This is a genomic window from Nocardia sp. NPDC058176 (assembly GCF_042883805.1).
In the GTDB taxonomy this organism is placed as follows: Bacteria; Actinomycetota; Actinomycetes; order Mycobacteriales; family Mycobacteriaceae; genus Nocardia.
On record NZ_JBHVVA010000005.1, the window covers coordinates 260,037 to 281,302 of the forward strand.

The 21,266-nt window shown below is 69.3% G+C and carries 21 protein-coding genes; 7 read left to right on the forward strand and 14 right to left on the reverse strand.

Going from position 1 to position 21,266, the window contains the following annotated elements; genetic code table 11:
* Positions 1–61: 61 nt before the first annotated feature.
* Positions 62–667: a ClpP family protease gene (locus ACFVVM_RS25555; protein ID WP_387622988.1), complete on the forward strand. Its 606-nt coding sequence runs from the start codon at positions 62–64 to the stop codon at positions 665–667.
* Between the two features lie 56 nt (positions 668–723).
* Positions 724–1,314, forward strand: a complete 591-nt coding sequence (locus ACFVVM_RS25560) for a ClpP family protease (RefSeq protein ID WP_387622991.1) — start codon at positions 724–726, stop codon at positions 1,312–1,314.
* A 238-nt stretch (positions 1,315–1,552) separates the two neighbouring features.
* Here ACFVVM_RS25560 and ACFVVM_RS25565 read toward each other — a convergent pair whose 3' ends face one another.
* The 3 genes from ACFVVM_RS25565 to ACFVVM_RS25575 all read right to left on the reverse strand — a co-directional run bounded on the left by ACFVVM_RS25565 (position 1,553) and on the right by ACFVVM_RS25575 (position 5,029).
* Positions 1,553–2,389, reverse strand: coding sequence for an SDR family oxidoreductase (locus tag ACFVVM_RS25565; RefSeq protein ID WP_387622994.1), 837 nt, complete (start codon positions 2,387–2,389; stop codon positions 1,553–1,555).
* An 88-nt stretch (positions 2,390–2,477) separates the two neighbouring features.
* Positions 2,478–3,959 carry a flavin-containing monooxygenase gene (locus ACFVVM_RS25570; protein WP_387622997.1) on the reverse strand — a complete coding sequence of 494 codons (1,482 nt, stop codon included), beginning with the start codon at positions 3,957–3,959 and terminating at the stop codon, positions 2,478–2,480.
* Positions 3,956–5,029 carry a patatin-like phospholipase family protein gene (locus ACFVVM_RS25575; protein ID WP_387623000.1) on the reverse strand — a complete coding sequence of 358 codons (1,074 nt, stop codon included), beginning with the start codon at positions 5,027–5,029 and terminating at the stop codon, positions 3,956–3,958. Before ACFVVM_RS25575 ends, ACFVVM_RS25570 begins: the two co-directional genes overlap by 4 nt.
* A 60-nt stretch (positions 5,030–5,089) precedes the next feature.
* Between ACFVVM_RS25575 and ACFVVM_RS25580 the strand changes: the two genes are divergently transcribed.
* Complete coding sequence (locus tag ACFVVM_RS25580; protein ID WP_387623003.1) at positions 5,090–5,689, forward strand: TetR/AcrR family transcriptional regulator; 600 nt, start codon at positions 5,090–5,092, stop codon at positions 5,687–5,689.
* Between the two features lie 234 nt (positions 5,690–5,923).
* Here the strand turns inward: ACFVVM_RS25580 and ACFVVM_RS25585 are convergent, their stop codons facing one another.
* From ACFVVM_RS25585 to ACFVVM_RS25615, 7 genes are all read right to left on the reverse strand, one after another.
* Complete coding sequence (locus ACFVVM_RS25585) at positions 5,924–6,334, reverse strand: helix-turn-helix domain-containing protein (protein ID WP_387623005.1); 411 nt, start codon at positions 6,332–6,334, stop codon at positions 5,924–5,926.
* A 99-nt stretch (positions 6,335–6,433) separates the two neighbouring features.
* On the reverse strand, positions 6,434–7,633 hold the full coding sequence (locus ACFVVM_RS25590; RefSeq protein ID WP_387623008.1) for an alpha/beta hydrolase family protein: 1,200 nt from the start codon (positions 7,631–7,633) through the stop codon (positions 6,434–6,436).
* Between the two features lie 116 nt (positions 7,634–7,749).
* Complete coding sequence (locus ACFVVM_RS25595; protein ID WP_387623011.1) at positions 7,750–8,616, reverse strand: alpha/beta fold hydrolase; 867 nt, start codon at positions 8,614–8,616, stop codon at positions 7,750–7,752.
* Positions 8,617–8,803: 187 nt separating this feature from the next.
* Entirely contained in the window at positions 8,804–9,268 is a 465-nt protein-coding gene (locus ACFVVM_RS25600) for a DUF5130 domain-containing protein (RefSeq protein ID WP_387623013.1), read from the reverse strand.
* Positions 9,255–9,533, reverse strand: a complete 279-nt coding sequence (locus ACFVVM_RS25605) for a hypothetical protein (RefSeq protein WP_387623015.1) — start codon at positions 9,531–9,533, stop codon at positions 9,255–9,257. Before ACFVVM_RS25605 ends, ACFVVM_RS25600 begins: the two co-directional genes overlap by 14 nt.
* A gap of 64 nt (positions 9,534–9,597) precedes the next feature.
* Positions 9,598–11,202, reverse strand: coding sequence for a glycoside hydrolase family 13 protein (locus ACFVVM_RS25610; RefSeq protein WP_387623018.1), 1,605 nt, complete (start codon positions 11,200–11,202; stop codon positions 9,598–9,600).
* A gap of 192 nt (positions 11,203–11,394) precedes the next feature.
* Positions 11,395–11,808, reverse strand: coding sequence for a globin (locus ACFVVM_RS25615; protein ID WP_387623021.1), 414 nt, complete (start codon positions 11,806–11,808; stop codon positions 11,395–11,397).
* 186 nt (positions 11,809–11,994) lie between these two features.
* Between ACFVVM_RS25615 and ACFVVM_RS25620 the strand changes: the two genes are divergently transcribed.
* Positions 11,995–12,708 (forward strand): HNH endonuclease, encoded by a 714-nt coding sequence (locus ACFVVM_RS25620; protein ID WP_387623024.1) that lies wholly within the window; start codon positions 11,995–11,997, stop codon positions 12,706–12,708.
* Here the strand turns inward: ACFVVM_RS25620 and ACFVVM_RS25625 are convergent.
* On the reverse strand, positions 12,705–13,274 hold the full coding sequence (locus ACFVVM_RS25625) for a helix-turn-helix domain-containing protein (protein WP_387623027.1): 570 nt from the start codon (positions 13,272–13,274) through the stop codon (positions 12,705–12,707). The genes ACFVVM_RS25620 and ACFVVM_RS25625 overlap by 4 nt on opposite strands.
* 68 nt (positions 13,275–13,342) lie before the next feature.
* On the opposite strand from ACFVVM_RS25625, the gene ACFVVM_RS25630 reads away from it, so the two are divergent.
* The 3 genes from ACFVVM_RS25630 to ACFVVM_RS25640 all read left to right on the forward strand — a co-directional run bounded on the left by ACFVVM_RS25630 (position 13,343) and on the right by ACFVVM_RS25640 (position 15,171).
* Entirely contained in the window at positions 13,343–14,035 is a 693-nt protein-coding gene (locus ACFVVM_RS25630; protein ID WP_387623029.1) for an AzlC family ABC transporter permease, read from the forward strand.
* 94 nt (positions 14,036–14,129) lie between these two features.
* Positions 14,130–14,450 (forward strand): AzlD domain-containing protein, encoded by a 321-nt coding sequence (locus ACFVVM_RS25635; RefSeq protein ID WP_387623032.1) that lies wholly within the window; start codon positions 14,130–14,132, stop codon positions 14,448–14,450.
* An 85-nt stretch (positions 14,451–14,535) separates the two neighbouring features.
* On the forward strand, positions 14,536–15,171 hold the full coding sequence (locus ACFVVM_RS25640) for a LysE family translocator (RefSeq protein WP_387623034.1): 636 nt from the start codon (positions 14,536–14,538) through the stop codon (positions 15,169–15,171).
* A 28-nt stretch (positions 15,172–15,199) separates the two neighbouring features.
* On the opposite strand, the gene ACFVVM_RS25645 is transcribed toward ACFVVM_RS25640, so the two are convergent.
* From ACFVVM_RS25645 to ACFVVM_RS25655, 3 genes are read right to left on the reverse strand one after another with little or no spacing between them, the layout of a single operon-like run.
* Positions 15,200–15,871: a hypothetical protein gene (locus ACFVVM_RS25645; protein WP_387623037.1), complete on the reverse strand. Its 672-nt coding sequence runs from the start codon at positions 15,869–15,871 to the stop codon at positions 15,200–15,202.
* 4 nt (positions 15,872–15,875) lie between these two features.
* A complete protein-coding gene (locus ACFVVM_RS25650; RefSeq protein ID WP_387623040.1) occupies positions 15,876–16,340 on the reverse strand; it encodes an acyl-CoA thioesterase in 465 nt (154 codons plus the stop codon).
* The gene (locus ACFVVM_RS25655; protein ID WP_387623042.1) at positions 16,337–21,223 is read right to left on the reverse strand and encodes an NAD-glutamate dehydrogenase; all 4,887 of its coding nucleotides are present in this window, start codon (positions 21,221–21,223) and stop codon (positions 16,337–16,339) included. The genes ACFVVM_RS25650 and ACFVVM_RS25655 overlap by 4 nt, the downstream gene beginning before the upstream one ends.
* Between the last annotated feature and the right edge of the window lie 43 nt (positions 21,224–21,266).

Genomic DNA, 21,266 nt, shown 5'->3' on the forward strand with positions numbered 1-21,266 from the left:
GCGGATCTGCTGAGAGCAGCATCGGGGGCGAATCGTGGTGTGCGCGGGGCACGGTGGGTGCATGGCACATGACGACAAGACTCCGATGTTCAGCTGGCGGGCGCGGGAGCAGCTGTTCGCCCGCCGGATCCTCGTGCTCGACGGGGCGCTCGACGACGACAACGGGACGCTGCTCATCACGCAGTTGCTGACACTGGCCGCGCAGAGTCCCGAGGCGCCGATCTCGCTGTGGATCCACTCCCCCGGCGGCTCGGTCCCTTCGATGCTGGCGATCCGCGACGTGATGCGCCTCGTTCCGTGCGACGTTTCCACCCTCGCACTCGGATTGGCTTGCAGCGCCGGGCAATTCCTGCTGTCCTCCGGCACACCGGGGAAGCGCTTCGCACTCCCGCATGCCCGCATCCTCATGCACCAGGGTTCGGCGGGGATCGGCGGTAGTGCCGTGGAGGTGGAGGTGCAGGCCGACGACCTGCGCTACACCGTCGACACGGTGCTCGGCCTCATCGCCGAAGACACCGGCCAGCCCTTCGACCGCGTCTACGAGGACTCGCTGCACGACCGCTGGTTCACCGCGACCCAGGCGCTCGAATACGGGTTCATCGACCACATCGTCGAATCCTTCGACCAGGTCGTTCCGAACCGCCACCGCATCGGCATCACCGCGTGAACACCGTCAACTGATCACGAGCCCGGCCAGAAGATTCCGAGAGGCGGACCATCCCCATGACCAGTTACACCATCCCGAACGTCGTGTCCCAGCATCGCGGTGGTGAGCGGATCACCGACATCTACTCACACCTGCTCAGCGAACGCATCGTCTATCTCGGCACCCCCATCGATTCCGGTGTCGCCAACGCGCTCATCGCGCAACTGCTGCACCTGGAATCGGACAGTCCGGGCCAGCCGATCAGCCTCTACATCAACTGCGAGGGCGGTGACCTGTCCGCCATGCTCGCCGTCTACGACACCATGCGCTTCATCAAGGCGCCCGTGCACACCACCTGCGTCGGCCAGGCCATCGCGGTCGGCGCGGTCCTGCTGGCCGGTGGCGCCGCAGGCCACCGGTCCATGCTCCCGCACACCCGAATCGTGTTGCACCAGCCCGTGACTCGCGGCCAGGGCACCATCCCCGACCTGATCCTCCAGGCCGACGAGATCGTCCGCATGCGCGCCGCCATCGAGGCCATCCTGTCCAAACACACCGGCCAGACCCCGGAAACCCTCCGCCGCGACACCGACCGCGACCGCGTCTTCACCGCCGACACCGCCCCCGACTACGGCCTCGTCGACCAGGTCCTCCACGAACGCGAGTGACCCCCGCGCCGCCTTGTTGGACCGGTGATCACCAGGCTCTCACGCAAACATCGCCCGAGAAGCCAACGCCACCATCGCCTGGTGATCACCGGTCCAGGTCGAGAGCGCGACACTCGGGCATGGCGGGTTCCGTAGGGACCACACCCGCGCCACCATGCCTGGAGTCGTCGTGGTCGAGGCTGGCGAATTCACTGGTGCGCGAGTGGTGTTCGCTCTCGGTGCCGTGATCGGCGGGGGGTCACTGCTTTTCGATGCGGTCCAGGTAGACGCGGCGGACGTTGTCGTCGACGCGGGTGATGGCCGCGTCGTCGTGGGCGGCCTTGCGCAGCAGGCGCATCACCGGTTCCGGAACCAGGCCGGCGGCGTTGGCGGCGAGGCCGACGTAGCCGGGGACGGCGGTTTCGGCGGCTCTGGTCTTGACCGAGCGCACCACCGCGGCGGCGATGTCCTCGGGTTCGACGGCGGGCAGGATGCCGTAGTCGATGCCGGAGCTGAGTTCGGTGTGCACCGCCGAGGGCAGCACGGCGCTCACGCTGACTCCGGTGCCGTCCATCTCGAGCCGGGTCGCCGCGGTCAGGCCGACCACGGCGAATTTGCTCGCGTTGTAGACCGCCAGGCCCTTGATCGGGAACTTGCCCGCCAGCGAGGCGACGTTCACGACGTGGCCGTAGCCGCGCTCGACCATGCCGGGCAGGGCCAGGCGCATGCCGTGGATGACGCCGTAGACGTTGACGTCCATGGTGAGCTGGTCGATCCGGTCGGACTGCTCGAGGAACGGGCCGTTGGGCATCACGCCCGCGTTGTTCACCAGCACGTCGAGCGGTCGGCCACGCCAGCGGGTCGCCGCCTCGAGGAACTTCGCGTAGGAGTCCTTGTCGGTGACATCGAGTGCGTGGCCCATGGCACGGTCGCCGAGCTCGGCGGCGGCCTGCACGGCCAGTGCCTCGTCGAGATCGCCGAGGGCGACGTGCGCGCCCGCCGCGATGAAGTCCCGCGCGGTGGCGAGGCCGATGCCGCGGGCGGCACCGGTGATGGCGATCAGCGCGCCGTTCAGATCGATCCGGGGGTAGCTCATGGTGCGTCCTTTCGAGGTGTGCGCGTGCGCACGCCGGCTGTCTCGGGTCGACGGTCGGTCGGCTGCGACGGTGACGCCGCGGTCCGGCTCATGCTGGGACCGCGACCTGGTCGTCGCGGGTGATGGTGAAGTCGGCGGCGTCGAAGGCGCTCACCCGGCGGGTCAGCTCGCCGGTGGACCAGGGCCAGCTGAAACTGTTGCGGCCGTTGGCATCCAGGTAGTAGCTCTGGCAGCCGCCCGCGTTGTAGACGGTTCCGGCCAGTGCGTCCTGCACCTGATCGACGTAGTCGGCCTGCACCTGCGGCCGCACGTCGAGCACCGCCCAGCCTTCGCGGCGGGCACTCGCGATCGCCGACACCAGGTACGCCACCTGCGCCTCGAGAATCGCGAAGGCCGAGGAATGGCCCGTGCCCAGGCTGGGGCCGAGCACGGTGAAGGCGTTCGGGAAGCCGGTGGTGACGGTGCCGAGGTAGGCCTCGGGCGAGCCCTGCCAGTGTTGCGCCATGGTCCGGCCGTCGGCGCCGCGCACGATGTCGGCCAGCGGGGTGTCGAGGATGTGGAAGCCGGTGCCGAGGATGACGGCGTCGACCTGCGCGGTGGACCCGTCCGCGCCGACCACGGTGTTGCCACGGAACTCACTGACTGCGGTGGCGTGCACCTCCACATTGGGCTTGGTCAGCGACTGGAGATAGCTGTTGGAGAACAGGATTCGCTTGCAGCCCAGCAGATAGTCCGGGGTGAGCTTCGCCCGCAGTTCCGGGTCGCGGACCACCGCGCGCAGGTAGGCCGAGCCCACCTTCTGCACCGTCTGCATGAGCGGACGAGGATTGCGGAACGCCACCCCGAGCCCCTCCATCAGCGCGTACTCCACCGACCGCAAAGCCTTGTGCGCGAACGGGAACCGTCGCATCACCCGCTTCTCGATGCCGGGCACCGGATGGTCGAGCTTGGGCAGCACCCACTGCGCGGTGCGCTGGAACAGGTGCAGCGCGGCGACCTCGCGCTGGATCTCCGGGACGAACTGCACGGCCGAGGCACCGGTGCCGACCACCGCGACCCGCTTGCCGCGCAGGTCGTAATCGTGGTTCCAGCGCGCGGAATGGAAGACCTCGCCGGGGAATTCGGCCAGGCCGGGAATGTCGGGGAAGCGCGGCTCGTTCCACGGGCCCGCGGCCGAGACCACGAAGCGGGCGGTCAGCTCGCCCTCGCTGGTGACGAGACGCCAGAGGCGGGCGTCGTCGTCCCAGTGCGCGCCGGTGACTTCGACGCCGAAGCGGGTGCGTTCGGCGAGTCCGTGCTCGCGGGCGATCCGGTCGACGTAGTCGAGGATCTCGGGCTGGGTCGCGAACAGCCGCGACCACTCGCTGTTCGGGGCGAAGGAGAACGAGTACAGGCCCGAGGGCACATCGCAGGCGCAGCCCGGATAGGTGTTGGCGCGCCAGGTGCCGCCGAAGGTCTCGGCCTTGTCCACGAGCACGACGTCGTCGACGCCCGCCTCGGCCAGTTTGATGGCGGCACAGATGCCGGAGATCCCGGCTCCGATCACGACCACCTCGTGCTGCGGGCTCATACGTTGTCTCCTCGGTTCGATGCTTCGATCGCCGCCGCGACGCGACCGGGCGCGGTACGTCGGGCGGTCATGAGAGTGCTTGCGCGACGGGCGGAATCCATGAAGTTGGGGCCCATCACGGCGAGGTCTTCGGGACCGGGTTCGACCCGGATCACCCGGGTTCCGGCGGCCCGCAACCGGGCCACCTCACGATCGAGGCCGCGGGTCATCTGGGCGCGCAACAGACGCTCGATCCGGTCCAGGCCGGACGCCGACGCACCACCCTCCGACGTCATGGGCGCGACCACGACCACCTCGTCGAGTGCCAACGGCACGAGCAGATCGGCCGACACCGACGACACCGCGCCACCGTCGACGTAGTCTCGGCCGCCGATCCGCACCGGCGGAAACCACCCGGGGATCGCCCACGACGCGGCGATGGCGTCACCCAACGCGACCTCGGCCGACCTCGGCCCCACCCCGCCCTGACCCATCACGTCCGCCGACGCACCCGAGGACACCGCCGCACCGCCAGGCACCGCACGGGCACTCGCGCTGCGATCGACCGCCGCGGATTCGGCGCGGACCGACGAATTCGCGCCGAAGGCGACGCGCTCGCCGGTAGCCGCGTCGGCGGCGACCAGCCAGGTGTTGGGGTGCTCGACCCAGCCGACCGGGTTCGCCAGCGCGGAGCCGTACTCGCGCAGCCAGGTCGCGTCGCCGCGGCCGCGAGGCAGGAGTCCGGCCAGCGCGGTGTAGGCCGACCCGGCACGGACGCCGGCGCCGATCAGGCCGAGGCCGGGCAGGGCGGGCGCGGGCAGTGGGGGCAACTTGCCGGGGTCGACGGCAACGTGCCGGGCGAGTACCGGATCGGCGTCGGGGACACCGTCGAGGGCGGCGAGCAGGTCGGCCGGGGTTCGACCGGAGCCGAGGGCGGCGACGATCTCCGCACCCGCGGAGGTGCCGATGAGGACCTCGGCGGTGCGGATGTCCCAGCCCAGGGCGCGTTCGACGGCGTCGAGGGCGACAGCGGTCCAGGCGAAACCCAGGATGCCGCCGCATCCGATGGCTACGCCACGTCGTGTAGTCATAACTCGGATACTAACGGTATTCGAGTTCTAACGGTAGCCCGTTTTGCTAAACTCCCGGATATGGCCAGGATGACGCGCAAGGAGTCGCACGCTCTCACCCGTGAACGACTGGTGGAGACTGCCAAGCGACTGTTCCTGGCCGAGGGCTACAACGTGACCTCACTGGAGAAGGTGGCCGCCGAGGCGGGCTTCTCCAAGGGCGCGGTCTACTCCAACTTCGCCACCAAGCACGAGCTGGGCCTGGCCGTGATCGATGTCGTGCACGTCGAGCGCGCGCAATCGCTCACCGAGGCGGTGATGGCGCACGACACCGTGACCGCGCGCATCGACGGCTTCGCCCGCTGGGCCGACGAGAACATCGGCGACATGGCGTGGACCGCACTGGAAGTCGAATTCGCCACCAGCACAAGGCATATGCCGGAGGTCCGCGCCGAACTGGCCGCCCGCAGGCGCACGATGACCGCGGTGCTGGCGTCCCTGGTTCAGGTGCAGGCCGACGACATGGGCGTCGAGCTGCCGATGTCCGCCGACGAGGCCGCCCTGCAACTGCTCTCGCTCGGCATCGGCCTGGGCGTGCAACGCGCGATCGACCCCGAACTCCCGGTCAGCGCCATCGTCGACCTGCTGCGACGACTGATCGCGACCGTTCAGGTCGGCTGACCCGCCCATCTTTCGCCGCTCGGCGAGACACGCCGAGTCGGTACCGCAGGCTCACGAATCAGCCGCCGCCTACCCGCGCGGGCGGTCGACCTCCGCCGGTCCGCGGCGCACCGGCGGAGGCGACGCGATCAGGTGGCGCCGTCCGCGGACAGCGGCGCGCGGCCGGGGCCCCCGCCTGCCGGATGACTGCCGCGTCGATAATGGCTGGGGTGACGTCGGCGAACGCGGAGCGCGTCAGGCGGCCAGCAGCACGGCGTTCGGGACGGACATGGTCGGGACGTTCGCGGGACGCACTGGTGCGCCGATCCGGCGGTCGCCGCCCAGCACCACCGCGCGCGCCGGAACAGCCGCGTGACGCCGCATCGATTCGGCCACCTCGGCGACGAGCTCACCCACCGAGGTGCCCAGCGCACCGGCCAGCGCGGCGATCATCTCGCTCGACGGCTCCTTGCGGCCGCGCTCGACCTCGGACAGATACTGCGGGGAGATCCCGGCCCGGCCCGCGGTGTCGACGAGGGTGCCGCGCTGTTCGAGCCGCAAGGCGCGCAGGCGTTCGCCCAGCGCTTCCCGCCACAGCGGCTCGGGCCGCGCCCGCCGCTCGTCGCGCCCGCCCGGAATCACCCGCAACCCGTTGTGCTCGCCCATACTCCGAGCGTAGGGACCGCGGGCGCGATCCACTCGGTTCTTCTGCTGTCGGCGTAATCGGGCTCGGGTGGGCGGTGCGCGGGGCCGTGCAGGCGTCGCTCAGCGCGTGATGCCGAAGCGGGTGTCCACCCAGCCGAGCGCGTCGGCGAAGGCGGCCGCGACGATGCCGCTGTGGTCGACGTCGTCGTACTTGCGGTAGTCGACGGACTGACCGCGCATCTGCTGCTGGGCCACCATCGCATCGGTGGATTGCAGCGGGACGGTGCGATCGGAGCGGCCCTGCAGGACCAGCACGGGAGTGTCGAACCGCAATCCGCTGGGGTCGTTGTCGTCGAGGACGCGCAGCAGAGCGGACAGATCCCCGTCCTTGGTGAACACGTCCCTGGGCGAGAGCCCACCCCACTTGTCCTTGTCCCGCAGCCCGGCCGTGCACTCGGAATCGACCACCGGCAGCAGCCCGACCGCGCGATCGGTGAGGAACCGGGCCGGGTCGACCTCGCCGACCGTCTGCGCGCCACGCACCAGCAGCGGCAGATACACCGAGACGTCCCCCGTGCCGAGCTTGCCGAGCGGATTCGACACCGCCCACTTCGCCATCCGCACCTGCTCACCGAGGTGCGAGGCGGGCGCCAGCGCGACCGCGCCGAGCAGTTCCGAACCCGGTGCCCACGCCCCGGCGGCACCGGCGGCGAACAGTGCCGCGTGCCCACCCTGGGAATGCCCCATCGCCACCCAGCGCGAGCCGACGGCGGAGTCGATTTCCCTTGCGGCAGTGGCGATATCGGCCATCGCGCGCTGTTCGGTGTCGCCGATCAGATAGCCGTGCTCGCCCGGAGTACCAAGGCCCTGGTAGTCGGTCCGCGCCACCGCGTAGCCCTTGGCGATCCAGCGTGCCTGCTCATCCCTGCTGGGCGTGGTGCCCTCGGTGCGCGACGGCGCGCACACATCGGCGACACCATTGGTGCCGGGCGCCCACGAGATCAACGGCCAACCACCCTCGGGCGGTGTACCTTCCGGCACGGCGAGCGTCCCCGACACCGCCACGGTCTTGCCGTGCGCGTCGACGGATCGGTACAGCACCAGCGAGTTGCGCGCGCCCGGCACCGCCTGCGAACCGGTCAGCGGCTGCGTCGTGATCACCGACCCGTGTGGACCGGGTACGGATTCCACTGGCGGCGTGTAGAACTCGGCCCGCGGCGCACCCGCGGTGAATTGAGCCTCCGGCGCGTCCTCGGCACACGCCGCGGCGCCGAGCACGAGGCAGCCCACCACGAGCACCCGAGCGATACCTGTCCGCATGTTCCCCCCGAGACGACGACGGCCGACATTCCGGCCGATAGATCGCCGATCAGGTTACTCGATCTCCCCGACACCCCCGGACGGCCGGGCGCGCGCCACCCGGCCGTCCGGCGCACTCAGGACAGGACCCGGCCGAGGAAGTCGCGGATCAGCGCGGCGATCTCCGGCCCGTGCGTCTCGAGGGCGAAGTGGCCCGTGTCGAGCAGGTGCAGTTCGGCGTCGGGCAGATCGCGCAGGTAGGCGCGGGCGCCGTCGGGGCCGAAGATCTCGTCGTGCTCACCCCAGGCGATCAGCGTCGGCGGCCGGTGCTCGGCGAAGTACTTCTGGAAGGTTGGGTAACCGTCGAGATTGTTCTTGTAGTCGAAGAACAGCTGCAGCTGGATCTCCTTGTTGCCCGGCCGATCCAGGTAGGCCTGGTCGAGAGTCCACGTGTCGGGACTGATCAGCGAGCGCCGCGGCCCCGGTACACCGTGGGTGTACTGCCAGGTGGTCGCGTCGAGTTCGAGCAGCTTGCGCACCTCGGGTTCATGGGTGGCGCGATCGGCGGCATGGGCAAACAGCACGTCCCAGAACGGCGTGAAGCCTTCCAGGTAGGCATTGCCGCTCTGGGTGATGATCGCGCGCACCCGCTCGGGATGCGCTGCCGCGATGCGCAAGCCGATCGGGGCGCCGTAGTCCTGGATGTAGACGGCGAACCGCTCGATACCGAGGGTGTCGAGGAATCCCAGGGTGAGCTCGGTGAGGTTGTCGAAGCTGTAGTCGAACTCCTCGACGGTCGGCATGGCCGACTGCCCGAAGCCGAGGTGGTCCGGGGCGATCACGTGGTACTCGTCGGCGAGCGCGGGGATCAGCGTGCGGAACATCGCCGAGCTGGTCGGAAACCCGTGCAGCAGAAGCAGGGTCGGCTTGTCCGGATCACCCGCCTCCCGGAAGAAGATCGACTGTCCCTGGATCTCGACGGTGGCGTGGCGGATCTGACTCACAACGGCTCTCGCTTTCTCGAAAGGGATGACGAGCTGTAACCACTCATCAAACTTTTAAAGGTTAGAACCGAGCGGATTGATTCCCGATCCGGGAAGAAAGTGGAAAACTCTGCCCGCCAACGCGAACGGCGCGCCCACCCAGGGAAGGGTGGACGCGCCGAACGCGAAGCGGCTGAGCCGCGGAAAACTACCGGCCGATGGCGGCGGCCATCACGCGGACGGCCGAGATCAGACCGTCGATCAGGTTGCCCTGCCGGAACGAGGCCAGCGCGGCGGTGACGCCGAGCTGGCAGATGCGATCGTTGGCCCGCTCGGCCACGTTCGCCCCGGAACGCACCTCGATCGCCTGCTGATTCGGGGAGACGGCGATGAGCACCGAATCGGCCGCCTCGGGGGTGTTCGGCAGGATCGCGTCGGCACCGGCCGAGGGATCGTTGCCGAGATCGCCGAGGTAGATGTTGAAGCGAACCTTCGTCGCGCGGGTCGCGTCGGTGAGCGCGTTGTCGAGGGCGATGCGCTCACGATCGGTGAACGGCACCTCGTCGAAGACCGTGCCGGGCTCGTGCACGCCCGACACCCGTCCGCTGCTGGTCAGCGCGAACCCGTGCGGGAGGTCGGCCTCGACCACCGCGGGCCAATTAGAACTTGCCACTTGCCCGGCCTCCGATCAGCGCCGCGTCGGCGGCTTCGAGAGCCGCATGATCACCATGCGGCTCGGCGGTGTGGTGACCGGCAGCAGCGGTCACCTCGTCGGTAGCGCTCCAGAGCACCGGCGGGTGGGTCCACTTCTGCCCGAGCGCGAAGTGGGCCGGCTTCTCTCCGGGAAACTGCTTACCGAGATAGGACAAACCCGCGATCGCGAAGTAGATCGCGGCCGGGATGCCGACGAAGATCAGCACTGTCTCGAGAATGCTCACGGTCCAACGGTAGACGATGCTGTGTAGTAGTTCATCCCCCGGCCGCCCCTTTCGCGCCCGCGTGTCACACCAACCAGGCCGCCGCGTTCGGTGGCAGCCGGTCCTCGGCGACCGGTGCGCTGGTCAGCAGGACCTCGCCCGGCGGCAGCTGGATCGGGCTGTCGGAGGCGTTCAGCACGCAGATCAGCCCGCCTGGTCGACGGAAGGCCAGACACCCGTCGGGACTGCCGTACCACTCGATCCGGTCACCGGCGAATTCCGGCCGCGTGCCGCGCAGGTCGATCGCGAGCCGGTACAGCGACAGCGTCGAGTGCAGCGTCTCGAGCTGGGCCTCCACGGTGCGATCGGCCCAGTCGGCCGGGATCGGCAGCCACGACTTCTCCCCCGCGGTGAAACCGAACGGTGCCGTCGCGCCCTCCCACGGGAGCGGCACCCGGCAGCCGTCGCGACCGCGTTCGGTGTGCCCGGTGCGCTCCCACACCGGGTCCTGCAGCACGTCCTCGGGCAGGTCGTCGACATTGGGCAGGCCCAGTTCGGCGCCGTTGTAGACGAACACCGCACCGGGCAGCGCCAATTCGACCAGCAGCATCGCCCTGGCCCGTGCCACCCCGGCCTTGCCGCCGCCGTAGCGGGTCACCTCGCGTTCGATGTCGTGATTGGACAGCGTCCAGGTCGGTGGCGCGGCCACCGCGGCGACCGCGTCGAGGGAATGCGTGATCGCCTCGCGCACGCCGTCGGCGGTGAAGGGGGTCTCGGCCAGGCGGAAGTTGAACGCCAGGTGCAGCTCGTCCGGGCGCACGTATTCGCCGAAGCGGACGTTGTCGTCGACCCACACCTCGCCGATCGACACCGCGTGCGGATAGTCGTCGAGGACCGTGCGGATGCGGCGGTGGATGGCGTGCACGCCGGGATTGTTGAAGCGCGGATCGTCGTCGTCGTGCACCAGCATCTTCGTCTCGACCCTGGCCATGTCGGGCAGGCCGTCGGGCTTGGCCATGCCGTGCGCGACGTCGATGCGGAACCCGTCGACCCCGCGGTCGAGCCAGAACCGCAGCGTCTTCTCGAAATCGTCGGCGACCTCGGGGTTGTCCCAGTTCAGGTCGGGCTGCTCGGGCGCGAAGATGTGCAGATACCACTGCCCCGGCGACCCGTCGGCCTCGGTGACCCTGGTCCAGGCGGGCCCGCCGAAGATGCTCGGCCAGTTGTTGGGCGGCTCGGCACCATCGGGCCCGCGACCGTCACGGAAGATGTAGCGAGCCCGCTCGGGGCTGCCCGGCGCGGCCGCCAGCGCGTCGGCGAACCAGGCATGTTCGACGCTGGTGTGATTGGGCACCAGATCCATGGTGACCTTGATCTCGCGATCGTGCGCCTCGGCGATCAACTCGTCCAGCGCGGCCAGACCGCCGAACAGCGGGTCGATGTCGCGCGGGTCGGACACGTCGTAACCGCCGTCGGCCTGTGGCGAGCGCATGACCGGACAGATCCACAGCGCGTCGACCCCGAGTAGCTCCAGGTAGCCGATCTTCTCGCGCACGCCGCCCAGATCGCCCACCCCGTCACCATCGGAGTCGGCGAACGAACGCGGATAGACCTGATAGAACACGGCGGTCTTCCACCACGGATCGGTGCTTGTTTCCCCCGGCACCGGCGAGGCAGGTGTCTGTGTCACACCGGCAATATTGCCAAATTTCGCCCGGGATATTCACCTGCCGCGTGACTTTCTTCGAATCTGGCAAATCGCCAGCGTTCGCCACGCCGCGCCGAAACGTGGGGGTAAACCTCGGCATCGAGGGGAAACGGGGCCGCCACCTGCTGGTCATCAGCGAACGTGGGGCACCCGTACCACTCGGTTGGGCGTTTTTCAGCCGGGCGCGTTCTGGAGGGAATGAGCGGCCATTTGGAAGTAGTCGAGCAGGGCCTTGCGGTGTTCGTCGTCCAGGATCGACGGTTCGATCTCGCCGACGGCGATCCGCATGCACCGCATCCACGCGTCGCGTTCCAGCGGCCCGACGACGAACGGATGGTGCCGCATCCGCAACCGGGGGTGCCCGCGCTCCTCGGAGTAGGTGCGCGGCCCGCCCCAGTACTGCTCGAGGAACATCCGCAGTCTGCGTTCGGCCGGGACCAGATCCTCCTCCGGATACAGTGGTCGCAGGATCTCGTCGGCAGCGACCTCGCGATAGAACACCGACACGATGCGACGGAACGTCTCGGCGCCGCCTACCGCGTCATAGAACGAGGTCGTTGTCTGCTCACCTGAAGTCACATCCCCCATTGTGCCCCGATGATCGGCGAGCGATCCGGGCGGTAGACCTCGGTCACGAACGCGCCGCCCTTCAACCACAGTTCACCCGAAAGTTTGAAAAATAGCCGTGCAATACCGGCAGAACCATGGTCAACTGGGTTGCAGTATCGACCCCAGATACCACATGATCCTGCCAATCATGAAATTGAGGTCAAGATGAAGCAGCGACCGAGCGCCCGTTCACACGAGGCGCGCGCGCATCGACAACTCCAGCCCGCCGAAGTCCACAATCGTGGCTCGGGGGCCATCCCGCTGCACATCTTGTCCGATCACCATCCGGGCGCACACGGTCATCACGACCTGCCGCATCACCCCGCGCCGCTGCATCTCGCCGGAGAACACGACGTCGCCGCATGGCGCAAACGCCGGGTCCTCCTCCTCAACGCCACCTACGAACCGCTCACCGCACTGTCCGCGCGCCGCGCTGTCGTTCTGCTGATCTGCGCCAAGGCCGACGCGGTCCACGACGATCCGCAAGCCCCGGTCCTGCATTCCGCGGGCGCCGCCGTGGCGATTCCCTCCGTCATCCGGCTGCGCACCTACGTGCGCGTGCCCTACCGCGCCCGGGTGCCCATGACCAGGGCCGCGCTCATGCACCGCGACCGCTATCGCTGCGGATACTGCGGCGGCAAAGCCGAAACCATCGACCACGTCATCCCGCGCAGTCGCGGTGGCGAACACTCGTGGGAGAACTGCGTCGCCAGCTGCGCCCCCTGCAACCACCGCAAAGCCGACAAGATGCTGTCCGAACTCGGCTGGACGCTGCGCCACCCGCTGGTCTCCCCCAAGGGCCCGCACTGGCGCCTGCTCTCGACCACCACCGACCTGGACCCGCTCTGGCTGCAGTACCTCGGGGAGGGCGCGGCCTAAGCGCTCTCGATGACCATCGTGGCCCAGGTCCCCGGCTCGAGGGCCTCGAAGATGTGCGGTAGATCGCCCAGGTAGCGGATGTAGTCGCCGGGGCGCATCTCGACGGGCTCGTCGGCCGGGCCCGCCATGGCGTGGCCCGCCGCCAGCACGACGTGTTCGACCACGCCGGGGCTGTGCGGGTCCGAGCGACGGGTGTGGCCGGGCTCGGCCGCGATGCGGTAGACGTCGCAGCGGGTGTGCGATTGCCCCGCTGCGAGCAAAGTCACTCGATAGTCCGCATCGGCCGCGGGCACCGGTGAACCCTCATCGGCGCGGATCACCTGCACGTTGGCGCGGGGCGGGTCGAGCAGCTTGGAGAACGGCATCTCCAGGGCGACACACAGCGCCCAGAGGGTTTCCAGGCTGGGATTGCCGGTGCCCGATTCCAGTTGCGACAGTGTGGATTTCGCGACCCCGGCGCGGCTGGCGACCTCGGTCAGCGACAAGCCTGCGCGAGCGCGTTCGCGCCGCAGCGACGCCGCGATCACCGCTTGGGGTGGTCCGGCGACCGGGTCCTGCCGGTCCATCAAACGCCTCCTGGGGGCTGGCGATACCGCGTTGACTTTACCCACCCGGCGCGTTCATTATGAGAAACATGCGTTCGATATGGCGAACACTCGACAAGGGCACCGCTGCCGCCGTGGCCGCGGCGTGCTTCGCCGTCGGCCTGTTCGGGGTGTCCTACGGTGCCTCCACGATCGCGGCGGGGTTCCCGGTGTGGATGCCGATCGTGATGGCGGTGACGGTGCTGGCCGGCGGGTCGGAGCTGCTCTTCTTCGGCATCGTCGCGGCCGGTGGCAGTCCGCTCGCGGCCGTGGTCGCCGGTCTGCTGCTCAATGCCAGGCACCTGCCCTACGGCCTGTCCGCGCCGGAGGTGTTCGGGCGCGGCTGGCGACGGGCGCTCGGCATCCACGTCCTCAACGACGAATCCGTGGCCTTCGCGACCGCACCCGGCGACCAGGACCGCCAACGCGCCGCCTACTGGGCCTGCGGCATCGGCGTCGCCCTGTGCTGGCCGCTGGGCGCCGCCCTCGGTGCGGGACTGGGCTCGCTGGTCCCCGACACCTCGGCGCTGGGCCTCGACGCGGTGTTCCCGGTGATCCTGCTCGCCCTGATCCTGCCCGCCCTGCGCGACCGGGCGACCCTGCGGCCGGTGCTGGTCGGTGCCACGCTCGCGGTGGTCGTCGCACCGTTCGTGCCCGCCGGACTACCGGTGCTGATCGCCCTCGGCGGGCTGGTGTTCGCCCTGCGTCCGCCCGCGAAGATCGACGAACCGGTGCCGGCGTGATCGCGCGCTGCGCGTCGGCATCGGCAACGGGTGGCACGTCGGCTGATTCGACGTTCCCGCTCGGCTGCACGCGAATCGGTCGCGGGGTCACCGCATGAGTTCGCCCTATCTGCTGCCCGCCATGCTGGCGCTGGCCGTGGGCACCTACGCACTGCGCTGGACCGGTCCGGCGTTGCGTCACCGCCTGCGTCTGTCGGCCCGCACGATCCACCTGCTCGACACCGGTGCGCTGATCCTGCTGGCCGCCCTGGTCGCGACCGCTACCCTGCCGACCGGTACCGATGAGCTCGGCATCGCGCTCCCCGCCGGTGTCGCCGTCGGCGGCGTTCTCGCCTGGCGACGCGCACCACTGCTCGTCGCGGTCCTCGCGGCGGCCGCCACCACCGCGGTTCTGCGCCTCGTCGGTCTGCACTGACCACGGCGGTAGTACACCCGAACCGGCCCGAATTCGTTCGGCCGGAACGCTTCCTGGTCGATCGACGACCTGCTAGGTTTCGCCGATGGTGCCCCTTTCGCACGCGGCGGCCTTCGCCGTCGCGGCATTCATCATCATCGTGATCCCGGGCCCGAATGTGCTGTTCGCGATCGGACGGGCGCTGACGCTGGGTCGACGGCCCGCGATTCTGTCGGTGCTCGGCGCCGTCGCCGGATCGACAGTGCCCTTGATCGCGGTCGCCGTGGGGCTGGGAGCGATTCTGATGACTTCGACGATCCTGTTCACGATCGTCAAGACCATCGGTGTCCTCTACCTGATCTACCTGGGCGTCACCGCTATTCGTGATCGCAAGGAACTGGCAGCCGCCTTGCACGCGGCCGCACCGGCGGTGTCCGGGCGACGAGTGTTCGGACAGGGGTTCGTCGTGGGCGCGACCAATCCCAAGACCGTGGTGTTCTTCGGCGCCGTGCTGCCGCAGTTCGCGGTACCGGAGGCGGGGCCGCTGCCCGTGCAGTTGCTGATCCTGGGCGGCATCTTCCTTGCCATCCAGACGCTGTCGGACGGCACGTGGGCGATCGTGGCGGCCGGTGCCCGCGGATGGTTCGCGCGGTCGCCGCGTCGCGTGGAAGCCGTGGGCAGTGCCGGTGGGGTGATGATCATCGGGCTCGGCACCAGTGTCGCGTTCGCGAGCGCCAAGTGACGGCCCGCCCGCGCACCGGGCGGCGATTTCAGCTGGGCGACAGGGGAATCGATCCACCGAGGCGACGGGCAACCGAGCCGTAGCGGGCGTCGAGGCGTAACCAGGTGCGAGTGGCGCGGACGCGGACCAGCTCGGTGGGCTGGATGCGGCGCGACTCCGTCTTCTCCCCCGCGTGCGGGATGAAGTCCATGGCGGTGAGGGCGAAGACCACGCGCATCGGCACCTGGACCTCGAGGTCGCCGGCACCGGTGACCGTGAGGACCGACTGGTCGAGCAGCGAGGCGGGCGGACCGTGGCTCGTGCCGTGTTCGCGGGCCACGTCGGCGCCGCGCTCGGCCAGTTCGACCAGGGCGCGGGCCGGTACGTCGTCGATGTGCACGAAGCCGTCGGCGGGTGGGAGTGCGCCGCGCCAAGCCGAGTCCATCGAGTAACCGAGGTCGACCGGATGACCGGTGCGCAGACCGGCGAGCACCGCGTCGGCGCCCACGGTCACGTCGTCGACGCCGAGCTCGGCGGTCACGGTGCGCACCGCCAGCGTCTCGAAACCTGTTGCCACCCAGGCGGAGACGAGGCTGGAGCCCCGCCGGCGCAAGCGGACGACGGCGGCGGGATCGAGCCGGATCGCGCGGGTGAGGAAGGTGGCCAGGTTCTCTCGTTCGGCCGGATCGGGTGTGTGCAGCACCCGCTGTTGCGAATTCACGAAGTCAGGCCCGCCACAGTGCCAGGTAGTCGCGTTCGGTGTCGCTGAGCCTGCGCAGCCGCTGGGTCTCGATGTCGAACGCGGCGAGCTGGGTGGTCGCCATGACCGCGGGCGGCGAATCCGGGGCCGCGCCGTTGGCCCGCACCTCGTAGCCGATGGTGAAGTCGACCGCGCGCAACTGCTTCACCCACATCGCGATGTCGAGCGGGGTGTCCTCGTGGCGCAGCTGCCCGCGGTACTTCACGTGCAGATCGACCAGAACACACCCCTGTCGTCCCATCGAGGCGGTCGGCTTGTCGTCGTCGAACAGCCACGGGATCCTGGCCTCTTCCAGCAGGGTCACCATCCGTGCGTGGTTGACGTGCTGGAACACGTCCATATCCGACCAGCGGATCTCGACCTTGGCATGGAATCGCTGCGGCAGGACGAGATTCGCCGCGGGTGCGACCGTGTTCGGCGAACTGGTCACCGTGGTACCTCCGATTGGGCGCCCACCCCGCTCACCATGCTCCGCACCTGTCGCGCGGCGACCGACAGTGTGGCGAGGTCGTGGGTCCCGGACTCGAACAATTCCGACAGTGCCGCGCGCGCACGGCCCAGCCGGGACTGGTTCTTCGACTCCCAGTATGCAATTTTCTCGTCGGCCGTCTCCTCCGGGTCACCCGCGGACAGCACATCGAGGGTGAGCGAGCGCAGCGAACCGTACATGTCGTCACGCAGCGCGAGCCGGGCCAGCGCGTGCCAGCGGTCACCGCGTTCGAGGTGGCTGACCGCCTCGAGCAGCCAGTCGATCTTGAGATGCTCGTTGAGCGCGTAGTACAGCGCGCCCACCTCGGTGCCATCGCGGTCGGCGATATCGGCGATGTCGACCACGTCGAGCAGCGGGAACAGGCTGAGCAGCCCGAACACCTCGGTCGCCAGCTCGGTCGGCACACCGCGGGCGATCAGCTCGGCGGCACCCTGGGTGAGCGAGGTGACGTGGTGCCCGCGCAACCAGCCGGGGACCTGCGGTGCCAGTTCCTGTACCCGACGGTGGTAGCGATTGATCTCGGCGCCGACGGCGATCGGCTGCGGGCGGTTGCTCAGCAGCCAGCGCGAGGCCCGGTCCAGGGTGCGCTTGGACTCCAGTTCCAGCAGGTCACACACCCCGGCGGGGGCATCGGCACCGCGGATGCGCGCCCACACGTCGTGCAGTTCGAAGATCTCGGTGGCCGCCGCGAACGCGCGCACGGTATCGGAGGTGCTGGCGCCGACCTCCTCGTTGAGCCGGTGCGCGTAGGTGATGCCCGCGTAGTCGACGACCTCGTTGACCAGCATCGTGGTGACGATCTCGCGGCGCAGCCGATGCTTCTTGATCGCCGCGCCGAACCGTTCACGCAGCGGCGTCGGGAAGTACAGCGGCAGCCGGGCCGCGAAATGCACGCTGTCGGGCAGATCGGTCTCGAGCAGATCGGCCTTGAGCCCGAGCTTCACATGCGCGAGCAGATTGGCCAGTTCCGGCGAGGCGAGTCCGGTTCCCTCCTCCGCGCGGCGGGCCAGCTCGGCCTTCGAGGGCAATGCCTCGAGCTCCCGGTCCAGGCCACGGCGCTGTTCGAGATCGGAGATCACGCGCCCGTGCACCGTGAGCATCTGCGGCGCGTCGGTGCGCGCGATGCCGATGAGCACGTTCTGATCGACGTTGTCCTGCAACACCATCCGGGCCACCTCGTCGGTCATCGAGGCGAGCAGCGGATTGCGCTCCTCCTGTGGCAGCGCGCCGGAACTCACCACCCCGTCGAGCAGGACCTTGATGTTGACCTCGTGGTCGGAGCAGTCGACACCCGCGGAATTGTCCAGCGCGTCGGTGTTCATCTTGCCGCCTGCCCGGCAGAACTCGATCCGGCCGAGCGCGGTGGCGCCGAGGTTGCCACCCTCGCCGATCACCTGGACCCGCAACTGGTTTCCGTCGACGCGCACGGCGTCGTTGGACTTGTCGCCCACCTCGGCGTTGGTCTCGGTGCTCGCCTTCACGTAGGTGCCGATGCCACCGTTCCACAGCAGTTGCGCCGGGGCGAGCAGGATCGCGCGCACCAGTTCGGGCGGCGAGAGCGCCTGCACCGCGTCGGGCAGGCCGAGGGCGATGCGCGCCTGCGGCGAGATCGGCACCGACTTCACGGTGCGGTCGAAGACGCCACCACCCGCGCTGATCAGGGTGCGGTCGTAGTCGGCCCACGAGGAGCGCGGCAGCGCGAACAGCCGCTCGCGTTCGGCGTAGGAGGTGGCGGCGTCGGGGTTCGGGTCGAGGAAGATGTGGCGATGGTCGAACGCGGCGACCAGCCGGATGTGGCGCGAGAGCAGCATGCCGTTGCCGAACACGTCACCGCTCATGTCGCCGACGCCGACAACGGTGAAGTCCTGGCTCTGGGTGTCGATGCCCATCTCGCGGAAGTGGCGTTTGACCGCTTCCCACGCACCCCTGGCGGTGATGCCCATCGCCTTGTGGTCGTAGCCGGCCGAGCCGCCGGAGGCGAACGCGTCGCCGAGCCAGAAGCCGTAGCGCTTGGCGACGTCGTTGGCGATGTCGGAGAAGCTGGCGGTGCCCTTGTCGGCGGCGACCACCAGGTAGGTGTCGTCGCCGTCGCGGCGGACCACCCGCGCCGGCGGCAGCACGGCGCCGGTGGCGAGATCGACGTTGTCGGTGACGTCGAGCAGCCCGGAGATGAAGGTGCGATAGCAGGCGATACCCTCGGCCACACTCGCCTGCCGATCGACCGCGGGATCACCGGTGGGGGCCGGTGGCCGCTTCACCACGAAACCACCCTTGGCACCGACCGGCACGATCACCGCGTTCTTGACCGCCTGCGCCTTCACCAGGCCGAGGATCTCGGTGCGGAAGTCCTCGAGCCGGTCCGACCAGCGCAGCCCGCCGCGCGCGACCGAGCCGAACCGCAGGTGCACGCCCTCGACCCGCGGTGAGTACACGAAGATCTCGAATTGCGGTCGCGGCTTGGGCAATTCGGCGATCTCGCGCGGTTCCACCTTCAGCGACAGGTAGTCGCGCGGGTGGTCCTCGGCGTCGACGACGTAGTTGTTGGTGCGCAGGGTGGCCTTGATCAGGCCGAGCATGGCGCGCAGGATGCGGTCGGCGTCCATGCTGACCACCTCGTCGATGCCGGCCCGCACCCGGGTCTCCAGCTCGGCGGCCGTCTCGGCGGAGACGGTCGCCGGATCGAACCGGGCGGCGAACAGGTCGACGAAGTCGCGCGCGACCTCGGGATGCGCCAGCAGCACGCGGGCGATATTGGTCGGGCTGTACGGAAAACCGGCCTGCTGCAAGTACTTCGCGTAGGCCCGCAGGATCGCCACCGACCGCCACGGCAGTCCGGCGCGGAGCACGAGTTCGTTGAGGCCGTCGGCCTCGGCGCGGTCGCACCAGACCGCCTCGAAGGCCTCGGTGAACCGGGCGCGCAGACCGCCGGCGCGGCCCGGCAGCTCGAGCAGTTCGGCGTCGAGGTCGCCGCCGAGTGCGTTGCGCAGCAGCTCGGGACGGGCCTGCAGGCCGAAATCATAGATCCAGCGCTCGGTGCCGCCGTCGAGTTCGAGCTGGTAGGGCCGCTCGTCGACGACCTCGACACCCAGGCTCTGCAGCACCGGCAGCACCTGGCTCAGCGACACACTCGAGCCCGCGATGAAGAGGCTGAAGCGCCACGTGCCCGGCGCGGCCTCCGGCCTGCGATACAGGTGCTGACCGATCCCGCCCTCGGTGAGCCGTTCCAGGCGCACGATGTCGGCCAGCGCGTGCGTCGGTGCGAAGTCCTGTTTGTAGCTCTCCGGGAAGGCCTCCGCATAGCGTTTCACCACGGCGGGATCGAGCACGGTGGAGGTCGCGACCTCCTCGCCGATGCGATCGTCCCAGGTGTGGCTGGCCGCGTTCAGCAGTGCCTGCAGGCGCAGGCGGTTCTCCTCGGAGGTGTCGGGCGCGACCGCGCCGGTTCCCTCGGCGGGCAGCATCACCGTGAAATACACACTGGCGAGCTCGCTTTCGCTCACCCGCGCCGAGTAGTCGATGTCGACCCCGCCCAGCTCGGCGACCAGGATCGCCTGCATCTCGAGCCGCACCGCGGTGGTGTAGCGATCGCGCGGCAGGTACACCATGCAGGCCACGAAGCGGCCGTAGCCGTCGCTGCGCAGGAAAAGCCTTACCTGCCTGCGCAATCCGACGCCGAGGACCGCGACCGCAGTGCGGCGCATGGTCTCGATGTCGGCGGAGAACAGCTCGGTGCGCGGGAAGGACTCGATCACCTCGAGCATCGCCTGGCCGGAGAACGACTCCTTCTCGAAACCGGCCGCCTCGATCGCGGTGCGCACCCTGCGGTTGATCACCGGGATGTCGAGCACGTTCTCGTGCACCGCGCTGACGGTGAACACGCCGATGAACAGGTGCACCCCCACCACGGCACCCGCCTCGTCCACATCGGCGACGCCGACGAAGTACGGGTACACCGAGCGGTGCACGGTCGCGCGCACCAGACCCTGAGTGAGCATCAGCAGCGGCCGGTCGCCCCCGTTGATCGGCACCTGGAAATCGGTGCCGATGTCGGGTCGGAGCACACCGAGACTCGTGCCGGGCACCGCCGTCGACACGGTGTGCCCATTGGCCACCACACGGCGGTAGTGGGCGTAGCCGAGCAGGGTGAAGTTGCCGTCGGCCAGCCAGCGCAGCAGCTGGGCGCAGTCGGCCAGGTCGACGGCGGGGAACGGTGCCGAACCCGCGCCTGCCACCCGGTCGAGCTGATCGGCCAGCGAGCTCTGTACCTCGGCCATGGCCTCGGTGTCGTCGATCACCTGGCGGACGTCGGCGACCACCTCGGGCATCGTGCGTTCGATGTGGTCGAGCTGGGCCCGGCTGGTGGAGGGGTGCAGCTGCAGATGCATCCACGATTCGGCGAGCCCCGTCGGGCCGTTGCCGTCCACCTCGTGCGGGGCGGCGCCGGTGAGCCTGCCCTCCTCGTCGCGGGTGACCTCGAAGATCGGGTGGATCACCTCGGTGACGCTCACCTGCATCCGGCCCAGCGCCGCGGTGATCGATTCCACCAGCAGTGGCATGTCGTCGGTGACGACCTGCACCGCCGCGCCCATCCCCAACCCGTCGTCGGGGTGGTACACCTGCACCAGGGCCGTGCCTGCCTGCCGCACCGCGGCCAGGTCCATGTGGTTGCGGAAGATCTGGGTGATGCCGGTGATCGGGGAGCCGACGTCACCGGCGTCGACGTGTCGGAAGTACGCCTGTTCGAGTGTCGCCAGATCACCGCGCAAGCTCTGCGGCATCCCGGCGGCCCACGCCGCGCTCGACATTTCCGACGAGACCGTCATCGTTCGCCCACTCCCAAGGATTCGGTTCGCTTCGATTCCGCAA

What these genes read in the sequence shown, in the direction of transcription:
- ACFVVM_RS25555 (WP_387622988.1), top strand. Translation starts at nt 62, where the DNA reads ATGGCACATGACGACAAGACTCCGATGTTCAGCTGGCGGGCGCGGGAG.
- ACFVVM_RS25560 (WP_387622991.1), top strand. Translation starts at nt 724, where the DNA reads ATGACCAGTTACACCATCCCGAACGTCGTGTCCCAGCATCGCGGTGGT.
- ACFVVM_RS25565 (WP_387622994.1), bottom strand. Translation starts at nt 2,389, where the DNA reads ATGAGCTACCCCCGGATCGATCTGAACGGCGCGCTGATCGCCATCACC.
- ACFVVM_RS25570 (WP_387622997.1), bottom strand. Translation starts at nt 3,959, where the DNA reads ATGAGCCCGCAGCACGAGGTGGTCGTGATCGGAGCCGGGATCTCCGGC.
- ACFVVM_RS25575 (WP_387623000.1), bottom strand. Translation starts at nt 5,029, where the DNA reads ATGACTACACGACGTGGCGTAGCCATCGGATGCGGCGGCATCCTGGGT.
- ACFVVM_RS25580 (WP_387623003.1), top strand. Translation starts at nt 5,090, where the DNA reads ATGGCCAGGATGACGCGCAAGGAGTCGCACGCTCTCACCCGTGAACGA.
- ACFVVM_RS25585 (WP_387623005.1), bottom strand. Translation starts at nt 6,334, where the DNA reads ATGGGCGAGCACAACGGGTTGCGGGTGATTCCGGGCGGGCGCGACGAG.
- ACFVVM_RS25590 (WP_387623008.1), bottom strand. Translation starts at nt 7,633, where the DNA reads ATGCGGACAGGTATCGCTCGGGTGCTCGTGGTGGGCTGCCTCGTGCTC.
- ACFVVM_RS25615 (WP_387623021.1), bottom strand. Translation starts at nt 11,808, where the DNA reads ATGGGGGATGTGACTTCAGGTGAGCAGACAACGACCTCGTTCTATGAC.
- ACFVVM_RS25620 (WP_387623024.1), top strand. Translation starts at nt 11,995, where the DNA reads ATGAAGCAGCGACCGAGCGCCCGTTCACACGAGGCGCGCGCGCATCGA.
- ACFVVM_RS25625 (WP_387623027.1), bottom strand. Translation starts at nt 13,274, where the DNA reads ATGGACCGGCAGGACCCGGTCGCCGGACCACCCCAAGCGGTGATCGCG.
- ACFVVM_RS25630 (WP_387623029.1), top strand. Translation starts at nt 13,343, where the DNA reads ATGCGTTCGATATGGCGAACACTCGACAAGGGCACCGCTGCCGCCGTG.
- ACFVVM_RS25635 (WP_387623032.1), top strand. Translation starts at nt 14,130, where the DNA reads ATGAGTTCGCCCTATCTGCTGCCCGCCATGCTGGCGCTGGCCGTGGGC.
- ACFVVM_RS25640 (WP_387623034.1), top strand. Translation starts at nt 14,536, where the DNA reads ATGGTGCCCCTTTCGCACGCGGCGGCCTTCGCCGTCGCGGCATTCATC.
- ACFVVM_RS25655 (WP_387623042.1), bottom strand. Translation starts at nt 21,223, where the DNA reads ATGACGGTCTCGTCGGAAATGTCGAGCGCGGCGTGGGCCGCCGGGATG.